Annotated in this window: 22 protein-coding genes and 2 tRNA genes; all 24 read left to right on the forward strand. The window is 37.1% G+C overall.

Annotated features, from left to right (window positions below; all coding sequences use genetic code 11):
- Nucleotides 1–7: 7 nt before the first annotated feature.
- The 24 genes from yabN (at nucleotide 8) to lysS (ending at nucleotide 21,503) form a co-directional block, all read left to right on the forward strand.
- The gene (yabN, locus tag AC3WTA_RS28080) at nucleotides 8–1,468 is read left to right on the forward strand and encodes a bifunctional methyltransferase/pyrophosphohydrolase YabN (RefSeq protein WP_000014250.1); all 1,461 of its coding nucleotides are present in this window, start codon (nucleotides 8–10) and stop codon (nucleotides 1,466–1,468) included.
- 14 nt (nucleotides 1,469–1,482) lie between these two features.
- Nucleotides 1,483–1,758 (forward strand): RNA-binding S4 domain-containing protein, encoded by a 276-nt coding sequence (locus AC3WTA_RS28085; protein ID WP_001234878.1) that lies wholly within the window; start codon nucleotides 1,483–1,485, stop codon nucleotides 1,756–1,758.
- 58 nt (nucleotides 1,759–1,816) lie between these two features.
- A complete protein-coding gene (gene yabP / locus AC3WTA_RS28090; protein WP_001059106.1) occupies nucleotides 1,817–2,125 on the forward strand; it encodes a sporulation protein YabP in 309 nt (102 codons plus the stop codon).
- Nucleotides 2,122–2,775 (forward strand): spore cortex biosynthesis protein YabQ, encoded by a 654-nt coding sequence (yabQ, locus tag AC3WTA_RS28095; protein WP_000059766.1) that lies wholly within the window; start codon nucleotides 2,122–2,124, stop codon nucleotides 2,773–2,775. Before yabP ends, yabQ begins: the two co-directional genes overlap by 4 nt.
- Nucleotides 2,772–3,131, forward strand: a complete 360-nt coding sequence (divIC, locus tag AC3WTA_RS28100) for a cell division protein DivIC (RefSeq protein ID WP_001208737.1) — start codon at nucleotides 2,772–2,774, stop codon at nucleotides 3,129–3,131. The genes yabQ and divIC overlap by 4 nt, the downstream gene beginning before the upstream one ends.
- 87 nt (nucleotides 3,132–3,218) lie before the next feature.
- Nucleotides 3,219–3,707 (forward strand): S1 domain-containing RNA-binding protein, encoded by a 489-nt coding sequence (locus AC3WTA_RS28105; protein ID WP_000021454.1) that lies wholly within the window; start codon nucleotides 3,219–3,221, stop codon nucleotides 3,705–3,707.
- Nucleotides 3,708–3,867: 160 nt separating this feature from the next.
- Nucleotides 3,868–3,941 (forward strand) — tRNA-Met (locus AC3WTA_RS28110).
- A gap of 13 nt (nucleotides 3,942–3,954) precedes the next feature.
- Nucleotides 3,955–4,026: transfer RNA gene (locus AC3WTA_RS28115), tRNA-Glu, on the forward strand.
- Between the two features lie 260 nt (nucleotides 4,027–4,286).
- Nucleotides 4,287–6,758, forward strand: coding sequence for a stage II sporulation protein E (gene spoIIE, locus AC3WTA_RS28120; protein WP_001123525.1), 2,472 nt, complete (start codon nucleotides 4,287–4,289; stop codon nucleotides 6,756–6,758).
- Between the two features lie 233 nt (nucleotides 6,759–6,991).
- Entirely contained in the window at nucleotides 6,992–8,422 is a 1,431-nt protein-coding gene (gene tilS, locus AC3WTA_RS28125) for a tRNA lysidine(34) synthetase TilS (protein ID WP_000655444.1), read from the forward strand.
- Nucleotides 8,419–8,961, forward strand: coding sequence for a hypoxanthine phosphoribosyltransferase (gene hpt, locus AC3WTA_RS28130; protein ID WP_000981845.1), 543 nt, complete (start codon nucleotides 8,419–8,421; stop codon nucleotides 8,959–8,961). The genes tilS and hpt overlap by 4 nt, the downstream gene beginning before the upstream one ends.
- A gap of 85 nt (nucleotides 8,962–9,046) precedes the next feature.
- On the forward strand, nucleotides 9,047–10,948 hold the full coding sequence (ftsH, locus tag AC3WTA_RS28135) for an ATP-dependent zinc metalloprotease FtsH (protein ID WP_001079657.1): 1,902 nt from the start codon (nucleotides 9,047–9,049) through the stop codon (nucleotides 10,946–10,948).
- A 224-nt stretch (nucleotides 10,949–11,172) separates the two neighbouring features.
- Entirely contained in the window at nucleotides 11,173–11,961 is a 789-nt protein-coding gene (locus AC3WTA_RS28140; RefSeq protein WP_000578367.1) for a type III pantothenate kinase, read from the forward strand.
- Nucleotides 11,962–11,967: 6 nt separating this feature from the next.
- Nucleotides 11,968–12,843, forward strand: a complete 876-nt coding sequence (gene hslO, locus AC3WTA_RS28145) for a redox-regulated molecular chaperone HslO (protein ID WP_033657699.1) — start codon at nucleotides 11,968–11,970, stop codon at nucleotides 12,841–12,843.
- Nucleotides 12,844–12,956: 113 nt separating this feature from the next.
- Nucleotides 12,957–13,880, forward strand: a complete 924-nt coding sequence (cysK, locus tag AC3WTA_RS28150) for a cysteine synthase A (protein WP_001261726.1) — start codon at nucleotides 12,957–12,959, stop codon at nucleotides 13,878–13,880.
- Nucleotides 13,881–14,100: 220 nt separating this feature from the next.
- Nucleotides 14,101–15,498, forward strand: coding sequence for an aminodeoxychorismate synthase component I (pabB, locus tag AC3WTA_RS28155; protein WP_001189683.1), 1,398 nt, complete (start codon nucleotides 14,101–14,103; stop codon nucleotides 15,496–15,498).
- 5 nt (nucleotides 15,499–15,503) lie between these two features.
- Nucleotides 15,504–16,091, forward strand: coding sequence for an aminodeoxychorismate/anthranilate synthase component II (gene pabA / locus AC3WTA_RS28160; protein ID WP_000602298.1), 588 nt, complete (start codon nucleotides 15,504–15,506; stop codon nucleotides 16,089–16,091).
- Nucleotides 16,085–16,942: an aminodeoxychorismate lyase gene (gene pabC / locus AC3WTA_RS28165; RefSeq protein ID WP_000909866.1), complete on the forward strand. Its 858-nt coding sequence runs from the start codon at nucleotides 16,085–16,087 to the stop codon at nucleotides 16,940–16,942. Before pabA ends, pabC begins: the two co-directional genes overlap by 7 nt.
- Nucleotides 16,932–17,792, forward strand: coding sequence for a dihydropteroate synthase (gene folP / locus AC3WTA_RS28170; protein ID WP_002096157.1), 861 nt, complete (start codon nucleotides 16,932–16,934; stop codon nucleotides 17,790–17,792). Before pabC ends, folP begins: the two co-directional genes overlap by 11 nt.
- Nucleotides 17,793–18,155 carry a dihydroneopterin aldolase gene (folB, locus tag AC3WTA_RS28175; RefSeq protein ID WP_000358076.1) on the forward strand — a complete coding sequence of 121 codons (363 nt, stop codon included), beginning with the start codon at nucleotides 17,793–17,795 and terminating at the stop codon, nucleotides 18,153–18,155.
- A complete protein-coding gene (gene folK / locus AC3WTA_RS28180; protein WP_001059453.1) occupies nucleotides 18,152–18,667 on the forward strand; it encodes a 2-amino-4-hydroxy-6-hydroxymethyldihydropteridine diphosphokinase in 516 nt (171 codons plus the stop codon). The genes folB and folK overlap by 4 nt, the downstream gene beginning before the upstream one ends.
- Nucleotides 18,619–18,822 (forward strand): helix-turn-helix domain-containing protein, encoded by a 204-nt coding sequence (locus AC3WTA_RS28185; RefSeq protein WP_000387029.1) that lies wholly within the window; start codon nucleotides 18,619–18,621, stop codon nucleotides 18,820–18,822. Before folK ends, AC3WTA_RS28185 begins: the two co-directional genes overlap by 49 nt.
- A 23-nt stretch (nucleotides 18,823–18,845) precedes the next feature.
- Nucleotides 18,846–19,844: a tRNA dihydrouridine synthase DusB gene (gene dusB, locus AC3WTA_RS28190; protein WP_000912237.1), complete on the forward strand. Its 999-nt coding sequence runs from the start codon at nucleotides 18,846–18,848 to the stop codon at nucleotides 19,842–19,844.
- 159 nt (nucleotides 19,845–20,003) lie between these two features.
- Nucleotides 20,004–21,503 (forward strand): lysine--tRNA ligase, encoded by a 1,500-nt coding sequence (gene lysS, locus AC3WTA_RS28195; protein ID WP_000369674.1) that lies wholly within the window; start codon nucleotides 20,004–20,006, stop codon nucleotides 21,501–21,503.
- Nucleotides 21,504–21,880 lie beyond the last annotated feature (377 nt).

Genomic DNA, 21,880 nt, shown 5'->3' on the forward strand with positions numbered 1-21,880 from the left:
GCAGGTTGTGAGTGGAATCATTACTATTTTAGGATTAGGTGCTGGTGAGTTAGATCAGTTAACGATGGGTGTATATCGAAAAATAAAAGAAGCAGATCACATGTTTGTTAGAACGAAGGAACATCCCGTTATAGAAGAGTTGGAGAAAGAAGGTATACAATATACAGCCTTTGACGATGTATATGAAGCGCATGATACATTTGAAATTGTATATGAAACAATCGCGAATACATTGCTAGAACAAGCTGAAGGCACAGAAATCATCTATGCCGTGCCAGGGCATCCGCTTGTAGCGGAAAGAACAGTTCAGCTATTGTTGGAAAAAGGCGAAGTAGCGAATGTTGAAGTGCGCATTGAAGGTGGACAAAGTTTCCTTGATCCTATGTTTGCGAGTTTAAAGATTGATCCGATTGAAGGATTCCAATTAATTGACGCCACATCATTTGAAAGAGGACAATTAGAATTACGTCAACATTTAATCTTTTGCCAAGTATATGACGCATTTGTTGCATCTGATGTGAAATTAACATTAATGGAGATGCTATCAGATGATTATGAAGTGTATATTGTAACAGCTGCAGGGACTTCATTTGAACAAGTTAAAAAGGTGCCGTTGTACATGTTAGATCATGAAACAGAGTTGAACAATTTAACGAGTGTATATGTACCACCAGTTAAAGAACGTGCGTCCTTGTATCAACAGTTTGATGTGCTTAGAGAAATTATTGCAGACCTTCGTGGACCGAATGGTTGTCCGTGGGATAAAAAGCAAACACATCAATCTTTAAAGAAGTATTTAATTGAGGAAGCTTATGAAGTGTTGGAAGCGATTGATGAAGAGGATGATGATCACTTAGTAGAAGAACTGGGTGATATATTATTACAAGTTATGTTGCATGCTCAAATTGGGGAGGACGAAGGTTGGTTCTCTATAGATGATATTATTCGAACTTTATCTGAGAAAATGGTTCGCCGCCATCCGCATGTATTTGGGAATACGGATGTAAATAATGCTGATGAAGTAATTGCCAATTGGGAAGAAATTAAAAAACAAGAAAAAGGATTCGTGAAAGAATCTGTTTTAAATGGGGTTCCAAAAAGTTTGCCACAATTACTACGCGCCTATGAAATCCAGAAAAAAGCTGGCAAAGTTGGTTTCGATTGGGTTGATGTACAACCGATGATAGAGAAAGCCTTAGAAGAATGGCAAGAGTTCCAGCAAGAAGTTACAAATATGGATGAGGCGAAAATGTTAGGTGAATTTGGCGATTTACTATTTGCGTTTGTGAATATAGCTCGTCATTATAAAATAGATCCGGAAGAAGCGTTACGTTCAACGAATGAGAAATTCGTCGGTCGTTTCTTATACATGGAAGAAAAGGTAGCTGAAATGAATAAAGAGATACAAGATTTATCATTAGAGCAGTTAGATGTTTTATGGGAAGAGGCAAAACAAACAGAGCGTTAATAGGGGGATTTGATATGCGTCTAGATAAGTTTTTAAAAGTATCACGTTTAATTAAAAGAAGAACATTAGCGAAAGAAGTAGCTGATCAAGGAAGAATATCAATTAATGGTCAAGTGGCAAAAGCGAGTTCAGATGTGAAAGTAGCTGATGAATTAACAATTCGTTTTGGTCAAAAAATAGTAACTGTAAAAATAAACGAATTGAAAGAAACGACTAAAAAAGAAGATGCAACAAATATGTATAGTTTAGTTCGTGAAGAAAAAGTAAAGGCTGAAGAAGGCTTGTTCTAAAATCAATTATCCCTTCATACATTACTATTAGCTAGTATAAATCTATGGGGGGATTTACGTGAATAATGGTTACTCACCTACGTCTTCTAATCAACAAAATGTTTCGGTAGAGCATGATATTATTATGCGTGGCAGGCGTGTAATTGATATTACCGGTGTAAAGCAGGTAGAGAGTTTTGATAGCGAGGAGTTTTTACTTGAGACCGTAATGGGTTTTTTAACAATTCGTGGTCAAAATTTGCAAATGAAAAATTTAGATGTAGAAAAAGGTGTTGTATCGATTAAAGGGAAAGTTCATGAGATGCTGTATATTGATGAGAATCAAGGGGAGAAAACTAAAGGATTCTTTAGTAAGTTGTTTAAATGAGCCTAACAATTCAGTTGTATACGATGCTCTCAATGATCGGAATGGGTGCTTGGATTGGAGCGTCTTTAGATACATACCAACGATTTTTAAAGCGGCAAGAACGTAAACGTTGGCTTGTATTTATACATGATATACTATTTTGGATTGTCCAAGCATTATTCGTTTTTTATGTATTGCTTCTTGTAAATGAAGCTGAACTACGTATATATGTATTTTTGGCATTATTATGTGGTTTTGCGGCATATCAAAGCTTATTGAAAGCAATATACATGAGACTGTTAAATTTTCTCATCTATATTTTTATGCGAACAACACACTTTTTTGTTCAAATTATAAAGCTACTCATGATAAAACCTGTTATTATTATAGCGCAGCTATTTATTGCATTTATATTATTCTTATTTCGTATACTGCTTTCAATTGGACATGTGTTATGGAAAATGGTGATTTGGATATTACTTTTCATATGGAAAGTTTTTTTCTGGCCTGTTCGATTTATTGCTTCACTCATATGGAAACTTCTCCCTAATCGTGTTAAACTTTTTATAATGAAACATGTAGGGTTCCTGCAATATATAGCAAAATTGAAGGGACACATCTTCCAATTATGGGAGCGTATAAAAAAGAAGTTAGGGGGACCTCGGAAATGAGGGAACTGAGACAAAGAACAATCGAAAAACAGAGTCCAAATCCTGTTAAAGAGCATATAATACAAACGGATGAGAACAGGAAGCGACTTTATCGCCGTTTAGCGGTTTTTCTTGTCTTTGCTTTTACAATTATTGCGAGTATTAGTGTAACGTTTTATCAACAAAACAGTTCCATTAGAGCAAAAGAAGCAAAAGTTAAGGACATGAAAAAAGAACTGGATTCATTAACGAATAAAGAAAAAAGTCTAAAAGACGAAGTTCAAAAGTTAAATGATGAAGAGTACGTATTAAAGATTGCTAGAAGGGATTATTTCTTCTCTGGAAAAGGGGAGATAATTTTTCCTGTTTCTAAGTAGAGTATGTCTTATTGACACTATATTTTAGGATTATATATAATAAAGTAAAATTTGACTTTTTAACCACTAAGGAGGAGCATTTTTTTTATGTCAATCGAGGTAGGCAGCAAGTTACAGGGTAAAGTAACAGGTATTACAAATTTTGGGGCTTTTGTGGAGCTGCCAGAAGGCTTAACGGGTCTTGTTCATATTAGTGAAGTTGCTGATAATTATGTGAAAGATATTAACGATCACTTAAAAGTGGGCGACCAAGTAGAAGTAAAAGTTATTAACGTTGAAAAAGATGGTAAGATCGGTCTATCTATTAAAAAAGCGAAAGAGCGCGAAAAAACAGAAGGAGATCGTCCACGTGGTGAATACCAACGCGGTGGCGGTGGCGATCAACAACGTTCTGGACGTCCACAACGTAATCGTTCTTTCAACAGAGATAACCGTGGCGGCGGTAACGAACGAGCTCCAAAAGAAACATTCGAGCAAAAGATGGCACGTTTCTTAAAGGACAGTGAAGATCGTTTAACTTCTTTAAAGCGTAACACAGAATCTAAACGTGGTGGCCGTGGCGCACGTCGCGGATAATAAGAACGTTTAATTCTTAGCATATAGAGAGGTACCCAGGGCGATTGCTCGGGGTGCTTTTTTATATGTGAAAATATATTTTTAAAAAAGTTTTCAAGATGTGTTGACTTTAAAATATATCTGAGGTAAGATACTAATTGTCCGTTAAATAAGACGACATGGCGGTGTAGCTCAGCTGGCTAGAGCGTACGGTTCATACCCGTGAGGTCGGGGGTTCGATCCCCTCCGCCGCTATATTTAATTTAACGGCCCGTTGGTCAAGTGGTTAAGACACCGCCCTTTCACGGCGGTAACACGGGTTCGAATCCCGTACGGGTCATCCTAAAAAGATCATGCAAATTTGCATGATCTTTTTTTATTAAATAAATTAAGACATACAACACTTCTACAAAATCACCCTATATTTTCTGAATGTTCAATTAAAGTAGCGGGAATAAATTACATACCGTGTATATATGTAGAGTTATTTCGAATAAAAAGTCGAACGATTATAAAAGTGAAAACTGTTGTTTTGACAAAAATCCCAATAATCATCTTTTATAATGACAGTAATTAAACTATGCAGGTGGTGTTAAAAATATGCCTAAAGCAGGAAGGAATACTATGAATACAAGTGCATTGGCAATAAATGAGAGTCAGCTTGGAGCAGTAAAGTGGACGAGTAAGTTGCGAATGAAGTTTGAACAGGTTTTCTTTAGATGGGGATTTATTATTGTTGTTATTGGTTTTCTTTTGGGACGAGCATATATATTAACAAACATTTTACCGTTTGCACTGCCGTTTTTTGCTGCTGTTTATGTTATGAAGCGGGATAAAATGCCGCTCGCGTTCTTGGCTCTTATGGGGGGCGCCCTTTCAGTTTCGATAGATAATTTATTCTTTACCTTTGCATCTATTTTTACATTCTTCATTTATAATATCTTCTTTAGTCGGTTTACACGTAAAACTGTTGGACTTGTTCCATTCCAAGTATTTATCTCCGCATTAACCGCACATTTAGTTGTCGTATATTTCGCGCAACAAACTGTCACCATGTACGATTTACTCGTTAGTACGATTGAGGCAGGGCTTAGCTTCGTATTAACTATGATATTTTTACAAAGTGTTCCGCTTTTAGTGGAACGAAAAGGTAAGCAACAAGCGCTAGAGACAGAAGAAATCGTTTGTTTAATTATATTACTAGCATCTGTTTTAACAGGTACAACAGATTGGTTTGTATATGACGCTTCTATTCAACATATTTTTACTAGGTATTTAGTGCTTGTGTTTGCATTTATCGCGGGGGCTGCTACAGGATCTACAGTGGGGGTCGTCACTGGATTAATATTAAGTTTAGCGAATGTCTCCAGTTTGTCTCAACTTAGTCTACTTGCTTTTTCTGGGTTGCTTGGTGGTTTGTTAAAAGAAGGGAAGCGTTTAGGTGTTAGTTTAGGTTTATTAATTGGGACAAGCTTGATTACGCTATATGTAGATAAGCAAACAAACATTGTGACAACTTTAATTGAATCTGGTGTGGCGATTGTGTTCTTCTTATTAACACCGAAACTTGTTATGGATCGTATTGCTAAATTCATGCCAGGCACACAGGAACATTCGCAAGATCAACAACAGTATTTAAGAAGGATGCGTGATGTTACAGCGAATAAAATTAATCAATTTGCCAATGTATTTGCTGCTTTATCTAATAGCTTTTCTGTATATGGATATGTGGAGGAGGACGATAAAGAGACAGAGGCGGATTTGTTCTTAAGTACAATTACTGCAAAAACATGTCAAACATGCTTTAAAAAGGACCAATGCTGGGTAGTTAATTTCGACAAAACGTACGATTATATGAAACAAATAATGAGTGAAACGGAAGAGGGGACGTTGCAGCATAATCGGAAGTTAGTTCGTGAATGGGACAAGCATTGTGTGAGAGGGAAGAAAGTGACGGATTTAGTAGCGGGTGAATTAGATCACTTCTATGAAGGACAAAAATTACGAAAACAAATGAAAGAAAACCGTAGAATAGTAGCGGAGCAACTATTAGGTGTATCAAAAGTTATGGAGGATTTTGCTAAGGAGATCCAAAGAGAACGAGAAAATCATCAAGTGCAGGAAGAACAGATTATGCAAGCGTTTCGTGATTTTGGCGTAGAAGTAGAGCATGTTGATATATATTGTTTAGATAGAGGAAGTATTGATATTGAAATGTTGATTCCAGTTGCATCTAATGAACATGGAGAATGTGAAAAGTTAGTTGCGCCGATGCTTTCTGACATTCTAAAGGAAAATATTGTTGTTAAACATGAAGAAAAATCTTCTTATCCGAACGGCCACAGCTTAATATCATTTGGTTCGGCAAAAACGTATTCTCTTGATACTGGGTTGGCCACAGCTGCAAAAGGCGGTGGGTTTGTTTCTGGTGACTCTTATGCGATGATGGATTTAAGTGTTGGTAAATATGCACTTGCAATTAGTGATGGTATGGGAAATGGGCAAAGAGCTCATATGGAGAGTAAAGAAACGGTAAAATTATTACAAAAAATACTTCAATCAGGCATTGATGAGGAAATAGCAATTAAATCTATCAATTCTATTCTTTCTTTAAGAACAACAGAAGAGATGTTTACGACGTTAGATTTAGCTATGGTGGATTTGCGGGATGCGAGTGCGAAATTTTTAAAGATTGGATCGACGCCGAGTTTTGTTAAACGCGCGAATAATATTTTGAAAATTGAGGCAAGTAATTTGCCGATGGGGATTATTGAGGATGTTGAAGTTGATGTAGTAGGTGAACAATTAAAAACGGGCGATATCCTTATTATGATGAGCGATGGGATTTTCGAGGGAGCGCAACATGTAGAAAATCATGAACTATGGATGAAACGAAAAATTAAAGAATTACAAACCGAAGATCCGCAAGAAATTGCTGATATCATTATGGAAGAGGTGATTCGCTCTTGTGATGGTTATATAAATGACGATATGACTATCGTTGTGGCGAAAGTGAAGAAAAATATGCCGAAGTGGGCTACGATTCCAATTGTAGGAATGCAGGCACAATAAATTTTAAGTGTGATGTTTCTTTATCACTGTTGCTTTCTAAAAACCTAGGTGGATGCCTAGGTTTTTTTACTTTAAAAGATAATGTTATTATTTTTGTGAATATGTACGGATGATGTAAGATAAAAATGTAATTTTTGTATATCTTTTTTTTGCACAATGTTTGTAAAAGTTGTACCATTATAAACAAGGTAACTAACGTTGCTGTTCTTGTTTAATGAAAGGTGATTACGAAGTTGAAAGATACATTTGTTGAAAAGGTAGATGACTTTGTAAAGCAGCATGATGTATTAAAGGAACGTTCAACAATTGTTGTAGGGGTTTCTGGTGGTCCTGACTCTTTGGCTCTTCTATATTATTTGTTAGAAAAAAGAGCAGCAAAACAGTTCGAAATTGTAGTGGCACATGTGGACCATATGTTTAGAGGTGATGAATCTCATGAGGACCTACAGTTTGTGCAGGACCTTTGTAAAGGGCTGGGAGTTATTTGCGAAACGATAAGGATTAATGTGTCGCAATATCAACAGCAACATGGAATGAATGCACAGGTTGCTGCTAGAGAATGCAGATATGCATTTTTGGAAAGAATAATGAAGAAATATGATGCGAGATATGTAGCTCTTGGACATCATGGTGATGATCAAGTAGAGACGATTTTAATGCGCCTTGTACGAGGGAGTACTCCGAAAGGATATGCAGGAATTGCAGTGAAGCGTCCTTTTCATAATGGATATTTAATTAGGCCGTTACTTGGAGTAACGAAGGAAGAGATTGTTGATTACTGTAATAAGCTAAAAATAATTCCCCGTATAGATCCAAGTAATAAAAAGGAAGTATATACAAGGAATCGATTACGTAAATATGTTCTTCCTCATTTGAAAGAAGAAAATTCACAAGTGCATGAGAAATTCCAAAAATTTAGCATGCAGATGCAAGAGGATGAGGCGTATTTGCAGGAATTAGCTTTTGAGAAAATGAATAAAGTAATTACAAAAAAAAGTGATAAACAAATTAGCTTATCAATTCCTGCCTTTGAATCCATGTCTATGCCTTTACAAAGAAGAGGGATTCAACTAATATTAAACTATCTTTATGAATATAAGATTCCATCTTCTCTTTCCTCTATACATATTGACAAAGTGATCGAGTTTTTTAAGCGGACACAACCTTCGGGTTCACTTGATTTCCCAGGTGATTTAAAAATTGTTCGTGCATACGAGGAGTGCAGCTTTGGATTTAAACAAGAAATTGTTTCTCCTTTTTTACAAGATTTATCAGTGCCCGGGACAATTACGCTATCGAACGGGGATAAGCTTGTAACAGAGGTGAGCGAAGATATACCAAGTAACATGAATGAAACAGTATTTGTTGCTAAGTATAATGATATATCATATCCACTTCGTATTCGTTCTAGAGAAAATGGAGATCGCATGTCAATACAAGGTATGAATGGCACAAAAAAGATAAAAACTATTTTTATTGAAGCAAAAGTACCAAGAGAAAAAAGAGAAGAATGGCCGGTCGTTTGTGATGCAAGTGGGAATATTATTTGGGTACCCTTGTTGAAGCGATCTGCGTTTGCTATCTCGAAAGAGACGGCAAAGAAGGATAAATATATGATTATTCACTACAAAAGCAAGGAGTCTTCCGGGAGGATAATGAAATGATGAATCAAGATATCGAAAAAGTATTAATTTCTGAAGAACAAATACAAGAAAAGGTGCGCGAATTAGGTGCGGTTATTGCAGAGGATTATAAAAATACAATACCTCTTGCGATTGGTGTATTAAAGGGCGCAATGCCATTCATGGCAGATTTATTAAAGAGAACAGATACATATCTTGAAATGGATTTTATGGCTGTATCTAGTTACGGTCACTCTACTGTTTCAACAGGCGAAGTGAAAATTTTAAAAGACCTTGATACTTCTGTAGAGGGTCGCGATATTTTAATCGTTGAAGATATTATTGATAGCGGTCTTACGCTAAGTTACTTAGTAGACCTATTCAAATATCGTAAAGCGAAGTCTGTAAAAATTGTTACGTTATTAGATAAGCCGACAGGCCGTAAGGTAGATTTGAAAGCGGATTATGTTGGGTTTACTGTTCCACATGAATTTGTTGTAGGGTATGGATTAGATTATAAAGAGCAGTACCGTAATCTTCCTTATGTAGGAGTATTAAAACCAAGTGTTTACTCAAATTAATTAAATACAGGCGTCACAATTGTATAGGAAAGTTTTTCTATGTTACGATTTACTATAGTGTTTATGCCGTGAGAGGAGGTTAGGAATGAATCGTATCTTCCGTAATACCATCTTTTATTTACTGATATTCCTAGTAGTAATTGGAATCGTGAGCTATTTTAATGGTTCGACACAAAAAACGACATCAGTTAGCTACGATAAATTCATTACTAAACTAGAAAAAGGTGAAGTGCGTAATGTGCAACTTCAACCGAAAAATGGTGTATTTGAGGTAAAAGGACAATTTAACAACTCTAGCCAAGGAGAACAATTTGTTACTTATGCACCAAATACTGAGGAATTACAAAAGAAAATTAATGACAAAGCGCAAGGTGCTGAAGTTAAGTATCAACCAGCAGAAGAAACAAGTGCTTGGGTAACGTTCTTTACTTCTATCATTCCGTTTGTCATTATCTTCATTTTATTCTTCTTCTTATTAAACCAGGCTCAGGGCGGCGGTAGCCGTGTTATGAACTTCGGGAAAAGTAAGGCGAAGTTATATAATGACGAAAAGAAAAAAGTTCGTTTCAGAGATGTTGCTGGAGCGGATGAAGAGAAACAAGAGCTTGTTGAGGTAGTTGAATTCTTGAAAGATCCTCGTAAGTTCGCTGAAGTTGGTGCCCGTATTCCGAAGGGTGTTCTATTAGTAGGACCTCCAGGTACAGGTAAAACTTTACTAGCACGTGCCGTTGCAGGTGAGGCAGGCGTTCCATTCTTCTCTATCAGTGGTTCTGATTTCGTAGAGATGTTCGTCGGTGTCGGTGCATCACGTGTACGTGATTTATTCGAAAATGCAAAGAAAAATGCTCCTTGTATCATTTTCATTGATGAAATTGATGCAGTAGGACGTCAACGTGGCGCAGGTCTTGGTGGTGGCCATGATGAGCGTGAGCAAACGTTGAACCAATTACTTGTTGAAATGGATGGATTCGGTGCAAACGAAGGTATTATTATCATCGCTGCAACAAACCGTCCTGATATTCTTGATCCAGCGTTATTACGTCCAGGTCGTTTTGACCGTCAAATTACAGTAGATCGTCCAGATGTAAATGGCCGTGAAGCTGTGCTGAAAGTACATGCTCGTAATAAACCGCTTGATGATCATATCAACTTAAGAGCAATTGCAACTCGTACACCGGGGTTCTCTGGTGCGGATCTTGAAAACTTATTAAACGAAGCTGCTTTAGTGGCTGCGCGTCAAGATAAGAAGAAAATTGATATGAGTGATATTGATGAAGCAACGGATCGTGTTATTGCAGGTCCAGCTAAGAAAAGTCGTGTTATCTCTGAAAAAGAACGTAATATCGTTGCATTCCATGAAGCTGGCCATACTGTAATTGGTGTTGTCCTTGATGAAGCAGATATCGTTCATAAAGTAACAATTGTCCCTCGTGGTCAAGCTGGTGGATATGCAGTAATGCTTCCGAAAGAAGATCGTTACTTCATGACAAAACCAGAGTTACTTGATAAAATCACTGGTTTACTTGGTGGTCGAGTAGCTGAAGAGATTGTGTTTGGTGAAGCAAGTACAGGTGCTCACAACGACTTCCAACGTGCGACTGGTATTGCAAGACGTATGGTTACGGAATTCGGTATGAGTGATAAGCTTGGACCGATGCAATTCGGTAGCTCACAAGGTGGTCAAGTGTTCTTAGGAAGAGACTTCCATTCAGAACAAAACTACAGTGATGCAATTGCACATGAAATCGATGTGGAAATGCAAACTATTATAAAAGAATGTTATGCTCGCGCGAAACAAATTCTTACTGAAAAACGTGATAAGCTAGATATTATTGCGAAAACGTTACTTGAAGTAGAAACGTTAGATGCAGAGCAAATCAATCATTTATATGATTACGGCAGATTGCCAGAGCGTCCAACATCTTCAGATGATGTGAAAGTAAACATCAATATGAAGAAGGACGATGAAGAATCAGAAGATAAGTAAGAGATGAAGGAGTGACGATGGTCACTCCTTTTTTTATTTGTGGAACGAAATGAAGTAGAAAAAAATTTAAGTAAATCTGGTATTAAAAATTGAAATAGAGTGTAATCTTTTTGTAAAATGATGAGGATAGAAAAGCTGATTATATAAGTATGTGTGATATGATGTTTTTATAAGTTTTATACATATTGCACAAATATAGATTAAATAAGATAAGTGGTGAGAATATGATTTTTGTATTGGATGTAGGGAACACAAATGCTGTGCTAGGCGTGTTTGAAGAGGGGGAACTTCGTCAACATTGGCGCATGGAAACAGATCGTCATAAGACAGAAGATGAATATGGAATGCTTGTAAAGCAGTTGCTTGAGCATGAAGGTCTTTCGTTTGAAGATGTGAAAGGTATTATCGTGTCTTCAGTCGTACCACCAATTATGTTTGCTTTAGAGCGCATGTGTGAAAAGTATTTTAAAATTAAACCGCTTGTAGTAGGTCCTGGAATAAAAACGGGGCTAAATATTAAATATGAAAATCCACGTGAAGTAGGCGCGGACCGAATTGTAAATGCAGTAGCAGGAATCCACTTATATGGAAGTCCGCTTATTATTGTCGATTTCGGTACGGCTACTACATATTGTTATATTAACGAAGAAAAGCATTATATGGGTGGAGTTATTACGCCGGGAATTATGATTTCAGCAGAGGCTTTATATAGTAGAGCGGCAAAACTTCCTCGTATTGAAATTACAAAACCAAGCAGTGTTGTTGGAAAGAATACGGTAAGTGCGATGCAATCTGGTATTCTTTATGGTTATGTTGGACAAGTGGAAGGTATTGTTAAGCGTATGAAAGAGGAAGCTAAACAAGAACCGAAAGTTATCGCAACAGGTGGATTGGCGAAATTAATTTCAGAAGAATCGAATGTAATTGACGTTGTAGATCCATTTTTAACATTAAAGGGTTTGTATATGTTATACGAGCGTAATGCAAATTTACAGCATGAGAAAGGTGAATAAATGAGTATGAAAGATTATTTAGTAAAAGCGTTAGCGTTTGATGGGGAAGTGCGTGCATATAGTGTACGTACTACAAACACAGTAAGTGAGGCGCAAAGACGTCATGATACATGGAGAACAGCTTCAGCGGCACTTGGTCGTTCTTTAACTGCAGGTACAATGATGGGCGCGATGTTAAAAGGTGACCAAAAGTTAACGATTAAGGTAGAAGGTAATGGTCCGATTGGTCCCATCTTAGTAGATGCTCATGCGAATGGGGATGTACGTGGTTATGTAACGAATCCACATGTTGATTTTGAAGGAACGGAACAAGGGAAATTACGTGTATATCAAGCGGTAGGTACTGAAGGATTTGTAACAGTAATTAAAGATATTGGTATGCGTGAGCCGTTTATTGGTCAATCTCCAATTGTTTCAGGAGAATTAGGGGAAGACTTCACGTATTATTTTGCAGTTTCTGAGCAAACACCTTCTTCTGTAGGAGTCGGCGTTCTTGTAAATGGAGATGACAGCGTATTAGCGGCAGGTGGATTTATCCTTCAAATTATGCCAGGTGCACAGGAAGAAACAATTTCATTCATTGAAGATCGTTTGCAGAAGATTCCTCCTGTATCAACGTTAATCGAACAAGGGCTTTCTCCAGAAGAGTTACTGTATGCAGTTCTTGAAGAAGATAAAGTAAAAGTATTAGAAGTGATGGATGTTCAATTTAATTGCACATGCTCACGCGAACGTATTGAGAGTGTGTTAATTAGTTTGGGTAAAACAGAGTTAGAGCAAATTCGTGAAGAAGAAGAAGAGACAGAAGTTCATTGTCATTTCTGTAATGAGCGATACAAGTTCTCTAAAGAAGATATTACAAATTTAATTGAGAGTTTGTAATAAGGGAAGTGAGGGAATCCGTCCTCTAAATAGATTGACAAAAAGGGAATTTTCTGACAAAATCTAAATATAGATAAAACCAATAAAAATACTCGGTGTTAGGAGTGACAGGAATGCGAGTGGCACAATCAGTTTCAGAATTAATCGGGAAAACGCCGATCGTTAAGTTGAACCGCATCGTAGAATCAAACAGCGCAGATATATACTTAAAATTAGAATTTATGAATCCAGGGAGCAGTGTTAAAGATCGTATTGCATTAGCTATGATTGAAGATGCTGAAAAAAAAGGATTATTAAAAGAAGGCGATACAATCATTGAGCCGACAAGTGGTAACACAGGAATTGGTTTAGCGATGGTAGCGGCCGCTAAAGGATATAAGGCAATTTTAGTAATGCCAGAAACAATGAGTATTGAGCGTCGTAATTTGTTACGTGCTTACGGTGCAGAATTAGTATTGACTCCAGGGCCTGAAGGAATGGGTGGAGCGATTCGTCAAGCGACTGAATTAGCAAAAGAGCATGGATACTTTATACCACAACAGTTCAAAAACCAATCGAATCCAGAAATTCATCGTTTAACAACAGGGCCAGAAATTGTTGAACAAATGGGTGACCAATTAGATGCGTTTATTGCAGGTATTGGTACAGGTGGAACGATTACTGGTGCTGGTGAAGTACTGAAGGAAGCGTATAAAGATATTAAAATTTATGCAGTAGAACCTGCGGATTCACCAGTACTATCTGGTGGGAAACCGGGTCCACATAAAATCCAAGGAATTGGGGCGGGATTCATCCCAGAGACATTGGATGTAGAGGTATATGATGAAATTGTTCAAGTAAAAGCAGAGCAAGCATTTGAATATGCAAGAAGAGTGGCTAAAGAGGAAGGTATTTTAGTGGGTATCTCTTCTGGAGCAGTTATTTATGCAGCAACAGAAATTGCGAAAAAGTTAGGTAAAGGGAAAAAGGTACTTGTTATTATCCCAAGTAACGGTGAACGTTATTTAAGTACACCGCTGTATCAATTTGAGTCTTAATTATATGTGATTGAAAAAGCATCCTTGAAAAAGGATGCTTTTTCTTTTTGGATTGGAAATAGGAAAAGAGTGAATGACTAGAAAACTTCATGTAAAATAAGAGGTAGTATAATTAATTTATTTTCACTAGCCTTCGAGTATAACCACTTTATATATATAACGAATGTAGTTTGAGGTGGTTAATCTAAGAGGGTGGGATAAAAGAAGACGGGGTGTTGATATGCAACGAAGAAAATCTTTAGCGCTTTCTATTCCATATCAGTTAGATTTCTTTAAGCAGTATAAATTTCTTTCTAAGGATAAACCGCAACATATTTTGTTAGAGAGTGGACGTGGCGGTCGTTATAACATTGTGGGGTTGAACCCAGTAGCGGTAATCCGAGGGAAGGGTGAAACGTTACATATAAGCGAAAGTGGTAAGGAAACAATAAAACAAGGAAACCCATTAGATTTAATGCAGGAATATATGGAGCGATGGAAAACGGACTATAATCCGGAATACCCTCCATTTCAAGGTGGTGCAATTGGTTACTTTAGTTATGATTGCATCCGTTATATTGAAAAACTCCCTTCCCATGCGGAGGATGACATTAATATACCTGATATATTCTTTTTATTATTTGATGATGTGTTTGTGTATGATCAAAAAGAAAAAGTATTATGGATTATTACACATTATGTAGATAAGCATGAAGAGGCAAAAGAGCGATTAAATGAATGGAAGATTCTTTGGGCGACAGAAGCGCCAGAAGTGAATATACCTTTTGCATGCCCTGAAGAGAAAAGTGAAACAGTTGCTTTTACAGAAGAAAGCTTTATGAAGGCGGTTGAATGTATTCAAGAATATATTGGGGCTGGTGATGTGTTCCAAGTAAACTTGTCGACAAGGCAAGAAAGAACGTTACAAACACACCCACTAGAAATCTATACAAGTCTTCGTGAGATTAATCCATCTCCATATATGGGTTACTTGGAGCTCGGGGATTTTCAAATTGTTAGTGGATCGCCAGAGTTACTAATTAAGAAAGAGGGAACCGAAGTAAGTACAAGACCGATTGCTGGAACGAGATCTAGAGGGGCGAATGAGCAAGAGGATGAAGAATTAGCAAAAGAATTAATTGAGAACGAAAAAGAAAGAGCAGAGCACGTCATGCTTGTGGATTTAGAACGAAATGATTTAGGGCGTGTTTGTAAATATGGCACTGTAGAAGTAGATGAATTTATGGTAATTGAGAAATACTCACATGTTATGCATATTGTTTCTAATGTGCGTGGTGAGGTGGAAGAAGATAAAGATGCTTTTGATTTAGTGAAGGCTGTATTCCCTGGGGGAACAATTACTGGTGCCCCGAAAATACGTACGATGGAAATTATTGAAGAATTAGAACCTGTTCGCCGAGGGATTTATACAGGTTCAATCGGGTGGATCGGTTATTCTGGAGATACAGAATTGAATATTGTAATTAGAACACTGCTTGCTAAAGATGGAAAAGCGCATGTACAAGCAGGAGCGGGGATTGTAATTGATTCGAATCCGGAAAATGAATATAAAGAGTCGTTAAAAAAGGCGATTGCTTTATGGCGTGCAAAAGAACGTAGCGAAGAAACGGTTAGGTGAGAGAAATGATATTAATGATTGATAATTATGATTCTTTTACATTTAATTTAGTGCAGTTTCTTGGAGAACTTGGACAAGAGCTTGTTGTTAAACGTAACGATGAAGTGACTATTTCAGATATTGAGAATATGAAGCCAGACTTTTTAATGATTTCGCCAGGTCCGTGTAGTCCTAATGAAGCAGGTATTAGTATGGAGGTTATTCAATACTTTGCTGGAAAGATTCCGATTTTTGGGGTTTGTCTTGGACATCAATCCATTGCACAAGTGTTTGGTGGAGAGGTTATACGTGCGGAGCGCTTAATGCATGGGAAAACGTCGCTTATGCATCATGACGGAAAGACGATTTTTTCGGATATCCCTAATCCGTTTACTGCGACACGTTATCATTCCCTTATCGTTAAGAAAGAGACGTTACCTGATTGCTTAGAGGTAACATCTTGGACAGAAGAAGGGGAAATTATGGCGCTCCGTCATACAACATTACCGATTGAAGGTGTACAGTTCCATCCGGAATCAATTATGACTTCCCACGGGAAAGAGTTGTTGCAGAATTTCATCCGTAAATACAGTCCAAGTGTGACATCATGTTAATTTACGTAAATGGTGAGTATGTAGAAGCAAGTGAAGCGAGAATTTCTCCTTATGACCATGGTTATGTATATGGTCTTGGGGTTTTTGAGACGTTTCGTATTTATAATGGTCATCCTTTCTTATTGGATGATCATTATGATCGTTTAATAGATGCACTGCATACATTGCAAATTAAATGGACAATGACGAAAGATGAAGTACTGCTTATTTTGAAGAATTTACTCGTTAAGAATGAATTAGAGCATGCATATGTACGTTTTAATGTATCAGCGGGTATAGATGAAATTGGATTGCAAACGGAAATGTATGAAGAGCCGTCTGTTATTGTTTTTATAAAACCTTTGGCAGCCCCGGGAGATGTAGTTGAAAAAGAAGGGGTTGTTTTAAAGCAAGTGCGAAATACACCAGAGGGTGCGTCTCGCTTAAAGTCTCATCATTATTTAAATAACATTTTAGGAAAACGTGAAATTGGAAATGTTGTGAATAAGGAAGGTATTTTCCTTACTGAAACAGGTTATGTTGCAGAGGGTATTGTTTCGAATCTCTTTTTCGTGAAAGGTGATATTTTGTATACACCTTCGTTAAAAACAGGGATTTTAAATGGTATCACTCGTGCGTTTATTATAAAGGTTGCTGAAGAGCTGGGCATCGAAGTAAAGGAAGGTTTCTTTACAAAAGATGAATTACTTTCAGCTGATGAAGTTTTCGTAACGAACTCGATTCAAGAAATTGTTCCACTTTATCATATAGAGGGACGAGATTTCCCGGGTAAAGTAGGTATGGTTACAAAAAGGTTTATGAATCTTTACGAAATGCAGAGAGAGAAATTGTGGAGCAGAAATGAATTGTGAAGAGGAGATGTGTAGTTTGAAGTGGGATTATGATTTGCGCTGCGGCGAATATACATTGAACTTAAATGAAAAAACTTTAATTATGGGGATTTTAAATGTAACACCAGATTCGTTTTCCGATGGTGGGAGTTACAACGAGATAGAGGCTGCGGTGCGCCATGCGAAAGAAATGCGAGATGAAGGTGCTCATATTATTGATATCGGCGGTGAATCTACTCGCCCGGGTTTTGCTAAAGTATCAGTGGAAGAAGAAATCAAGCGAGTTGTTCCGATGATTCAGGCGGTTGCAAAAGAAGTGAAATTGCCTATTTCTATCGACACGTATAAAGCTGAAGTTGCAAAACAAGCAATCGAAGCGGGCGCTCATATTATTAATGACGTTTGGGGAGCGAAGGCGGAACCGAAAATCGCTGAAGTTGCAGCTCATTACGATGTACCTATTATCTTGATGCATAATCGAGATAACATGAATTACCGCAATTTAATGGCTGATATGATTGCTGATTTATATGACAGTATTAAAATTGCTAAAGATGCTGGTGTGCGAGATGAGAATATCATTTTAGACCCAGGCATCGGTTTTGCTAAAACACCTGAACAAAATTTAGAAGCGATGCGTAATTTAGAACAGTTAAACGTATTGGGTTATCCAGTTCTCTTAGGTACTTCAAGAAAGTCCTTTATTGGACATGTGTTAGATTTACCGGTAGAGGAACGTCTTGAGGGAACGGGAGCTACCGTTTGTCTTGGCATTGAAAAGGGCTGTGAGTTTGTTCGTGTTCATGATGTGAAGGAAATGGCACGTATGGCTAAGATGATGGATGCGATGATTGGTAAGGGGGTAAAGTAATTGGATAAAATTTATGTTCATGATATGGAGTTTTACGGTTATCATGGTGTATTCCCAGAGGAAAATAAATTGGGTCAGAGATTTAAAGTGGACTTAACGGTGGAGTTGGATTTGAAACAGGCAGGAGAAAGTGATGACTTAGAGCATTCTGTCAATTATGGAGAGCTTTTCGAGTTATGTAGAAAAGTTGTTGAAGATAGAACGTATAAGCTTGTAGAGAGTATCGCTGAAAATATTGCTGCAGATATATTGAAACAATATGAGAGTATTTTCCGTTGTACAATTAAAGTAATTAAACCAGATCCGCCGATACCTGGGCATTATCGTGCTGTAGCAGTGGAAATTACGAGAGAACGTCCATGAATAATATAGCTTACATTGCATTAGGTTCAAATATCGGAGAACGTTATACGTATTTAACTGAAGCGATTCAGTTTTTAAACAAAAACCCGTATATCCAAGTTAACGATATTTCATCTGTATATGAAACAGAGCCAGTTGGCTATACTGACCAAAGTTGCTTTTTAAATTTAGTTATAAAAATTTCTACCAATTTATCACCGCAAGAACTATTGAAAATTACACAAAGAGTAGAGAATGATTTAGGAAGAAAAAGGGAAATCAGATGGGGTCCGAGGACCATCGACCTTGACATTTTACTATATAATCAAGAAAATATTGAAGCAGAGAATCTTATTGTTCCGCATCCGCGGATGTTCGAAAGAGCTTTTGTTATCGTTCCGTTGTTAGAGATTAATCAAGATATAAAACAAAACATTTCACGTTCACAAGTAGAAGAAATGAAAAGGCGAGAGGGAGTAACGGTATGGAAGCAGAAAAATGGGGAAGACGCATTCGTGCTTTTCGAAAGCTAAAAGGTTATACACAAGAAGGTTTTGCGAAAGAGTTAGGGGTATCTGTATCTGTTTTAGGTGAAGTTGAGAGAGGGAATCGATCGCCTTCCCAAGATTTTGTAGTGGAAGTTGCTAAGGCATTAAAGGTTTCAGTGGAGGAATTAATGCCGAAGTGACTATGAAGGAAGGAGTAAGTCGAGTGTTAAAGATTGCAAATATTGAGATGAAAAACCCGGTTGTATTAGCACCGATGGCGGGAGTGTGTAACTCTGCATTCCGTTTGACAGTAAAAGAATTTGGTGCAGGTTTAGTTTGTGCTGAAATGGTAAGTGATAAAGCGATATTACTTAATAACAAAAGAACATTAGATATGTTATATATTGACGAAAGAGAAAAGCCATTAAGTTTACAAATTTTTGGTGGAGAGAAAGAAACTCTTGTAGATGCTGCGAAATACGTAGATAAATATACGACAGCAGACATTATTGATATTAATATGGGTTGCCCAGTACCGAAAATCATTAAGTGTGACGCGGGAGCAAAGTGGCTTTTAGACCCAAATAAAATATATGAAATGGTAGCGGCAGTTGTAGATGCTGTTGAAAAGCCGGTTACAGTTAAGATGCGTATTGGTTGGGATGCAGATCATATTTTTGCAATTGAGAATGCAAAAGCTGTTGAGCGTGCTGGCGGACAAGCAGTAGCAGTTCATGGACGTACACGAGTACAAATGTATGAAGGGAAAGCGGATTGGGATATTATTAAACAAGTAAAGCAAGCTGTAAATATCCCGGTTATCGGAAATGGTGATGTCGAAACGCCACAAGATGCAAAGCGTATGCTTGATGAAATTGGTGTAGACGGTGTTATGATTGGTCGCGCTGCCCTTGGGGACCCGTGGATGATTTATCGTACGGTAAAGTATTTGGAAACAGGTGAATTAATGCCGGAACCGACAGTGCGTGAGAAAATTGACGTATGTATGTTGCATCTGGATCGTCTTATCGATTTAAAGAACGAAAATGTCGCTGTAAGAGAGATGAGAAAGCATGCAGCTTGGTATTTAAAGGGTGTTCGTGGTAATGCAACTGTACGTAATGGTATCAATGCTTGTAATACGCGTGAGGACCTTGCGAATGTATTAGGTGCATTTGTAGAAGAAGTAGAAGCGAAACAACAAACAATTCACGTTGGTTAATAATAGATAGGGAAGATTGACATTCTTCTATACACTTCCTATAATTACGTGAAAGAAAGAAGAACTGCCAGCTAGTTGCTGGCAGTTTTTCTAGTTGAGTAGAAAATGCTATACTGTATATATTGTAAAAATTAATAGAGCTGGAGTGATATCAATACCATGGATAACATGAACCACGAAGAATTAAACGACCAATTGCTTGTTCGTCGTGAAAAGTTACATAACTTACGTGAGCAAGGAATCGATCCGTTCGGTAAACGATTTGAACGTACAAATGCAACAAATGACTTATTAAGCTTATATGGAGAGTTCTCTAAAGAAGAATTAGAAGAGAAAGAAATCTCTGTTTCTATCGCTGGTCGTATTATGACAAAACGCGGTAAAGGAAAAGCTGGATTTGCACATATTCAAGATTTACATGGACAAGTTCAAATTTATGTTCGTAAAGATGCTGTTGGAGATGAAGAGTACGAATTATTTAAAACAGCAGATTTAGGTGATTTAGTAGGTATTGAAGGTAAAGTGTTCAAAACGAACGTTGGAGAACTTTCAGTGAAAGCAACGGGCTTTACACTATTAACGAAATCTCTTCGTCCATTACCGGATAAATATCATGGATTAAAAGATGTTGAACAACGCTACCGTCAACGTTACTTAGACTTAATCACAAGTATGGAAAGCCGTGAAACATTCGTTACTCGCAGTAAAATCATTCGTGAAATGAGAAGATACTTAGATGACAATGGTTATCTTGAAGTGGAAACACCTATGATGCATGCAATTGCAGGTGGAGCTTCTGCGCGTCCTTTCATTACGCACCATAATGCGTTAGATATGGAATTATACATGCGTATCGCAATTGAACTTCATTTAAAACGCCTTATTGTGGGTGGATTAGAAAAAGTTTATGAAATCGGTCGTGTATTCCGTAATGAGGGTGTATCAACTCGTCATAATCCAGAATTTACAATGATTGAATTATATGAAGCGTATGCTGATTATAAAGATATTATGAAACTAACAGAAAATATGGTTGCTCATATTGCGAAGCGAGTACTAGGTACAACAACAATCCAATATGGTGATTATGAAATTAATCTAGAACCAGAATGGACACGTCTTCATATGGTAGATGCAATCAAGGAACATTCAGGAGCAGATTTCTGGAATCCAATGAGTGTAGAAGAAGCGCGTGAACTTGCAAAAGAACATAATGTAGGTATTAAGGATACGATGGAAGTTGGTCATATTATAAACGAATTCTTCGAACAAAAAGTAGAAGATAAATTAATCCAACCAACATTTATTTACGGTCATCCGGTAGAAATTTCGCCACTTGCGAAAAAGAATGACGAAGATCCACGATTCACAGATCGTTTCGAATTATTTATCGTTGCACGTGAACATGCAAATGCATTTACTGAGCTAAATGATCCGATTGATCAAAAAGAACGTTTTGAAGCGCAATTAAAAGAGCGCGAACAAGGTAATGATGAAGCTCACATGATGGATGATGATTATATTGAAGCTCTTGAGTACGGTATGCCTCCTACAGGTGGACTAGGAATTGGTATTGATCGTCTTGTTATGTTGTTAACGAATGCACCATCTATTCGTGATGTATTATTATTCCCTGCTATGCGTCATAAACAAGACTAAGCTTTGGAGATTTCTCCAAAGCTTTTTTTATTTGAGTATGAGCTACGTGGGGATAGTAGTTCTTGATGGTGCGAGAAATTATATTTATATAGAAGAAATGTGCTGTTTTTATACTTTTTTACTAAGTTAAAAATTTTATTAGAAAAACTATTGCGTTTTAATAATCAAACTGGTATATTTATATTCGTTGCCACGAAAGGTAATAAGTAAAACAAACGAAAAACAACTTATTGAAAAAAAGTTGTTGACGAAAATATAACGAAATGTTATATTAATAAAGTCGCTTCTGAGCGACGGACGAGTTCTTTGAAAACTGAACGAAACAAACAACGTGAAACGTCAATTTTTATTTTTAGATGCTAGACAAACTAACTTTA

This window comes from Bacillus sp. EB106-07-01-XG149 (assembly GCF_058791555.1).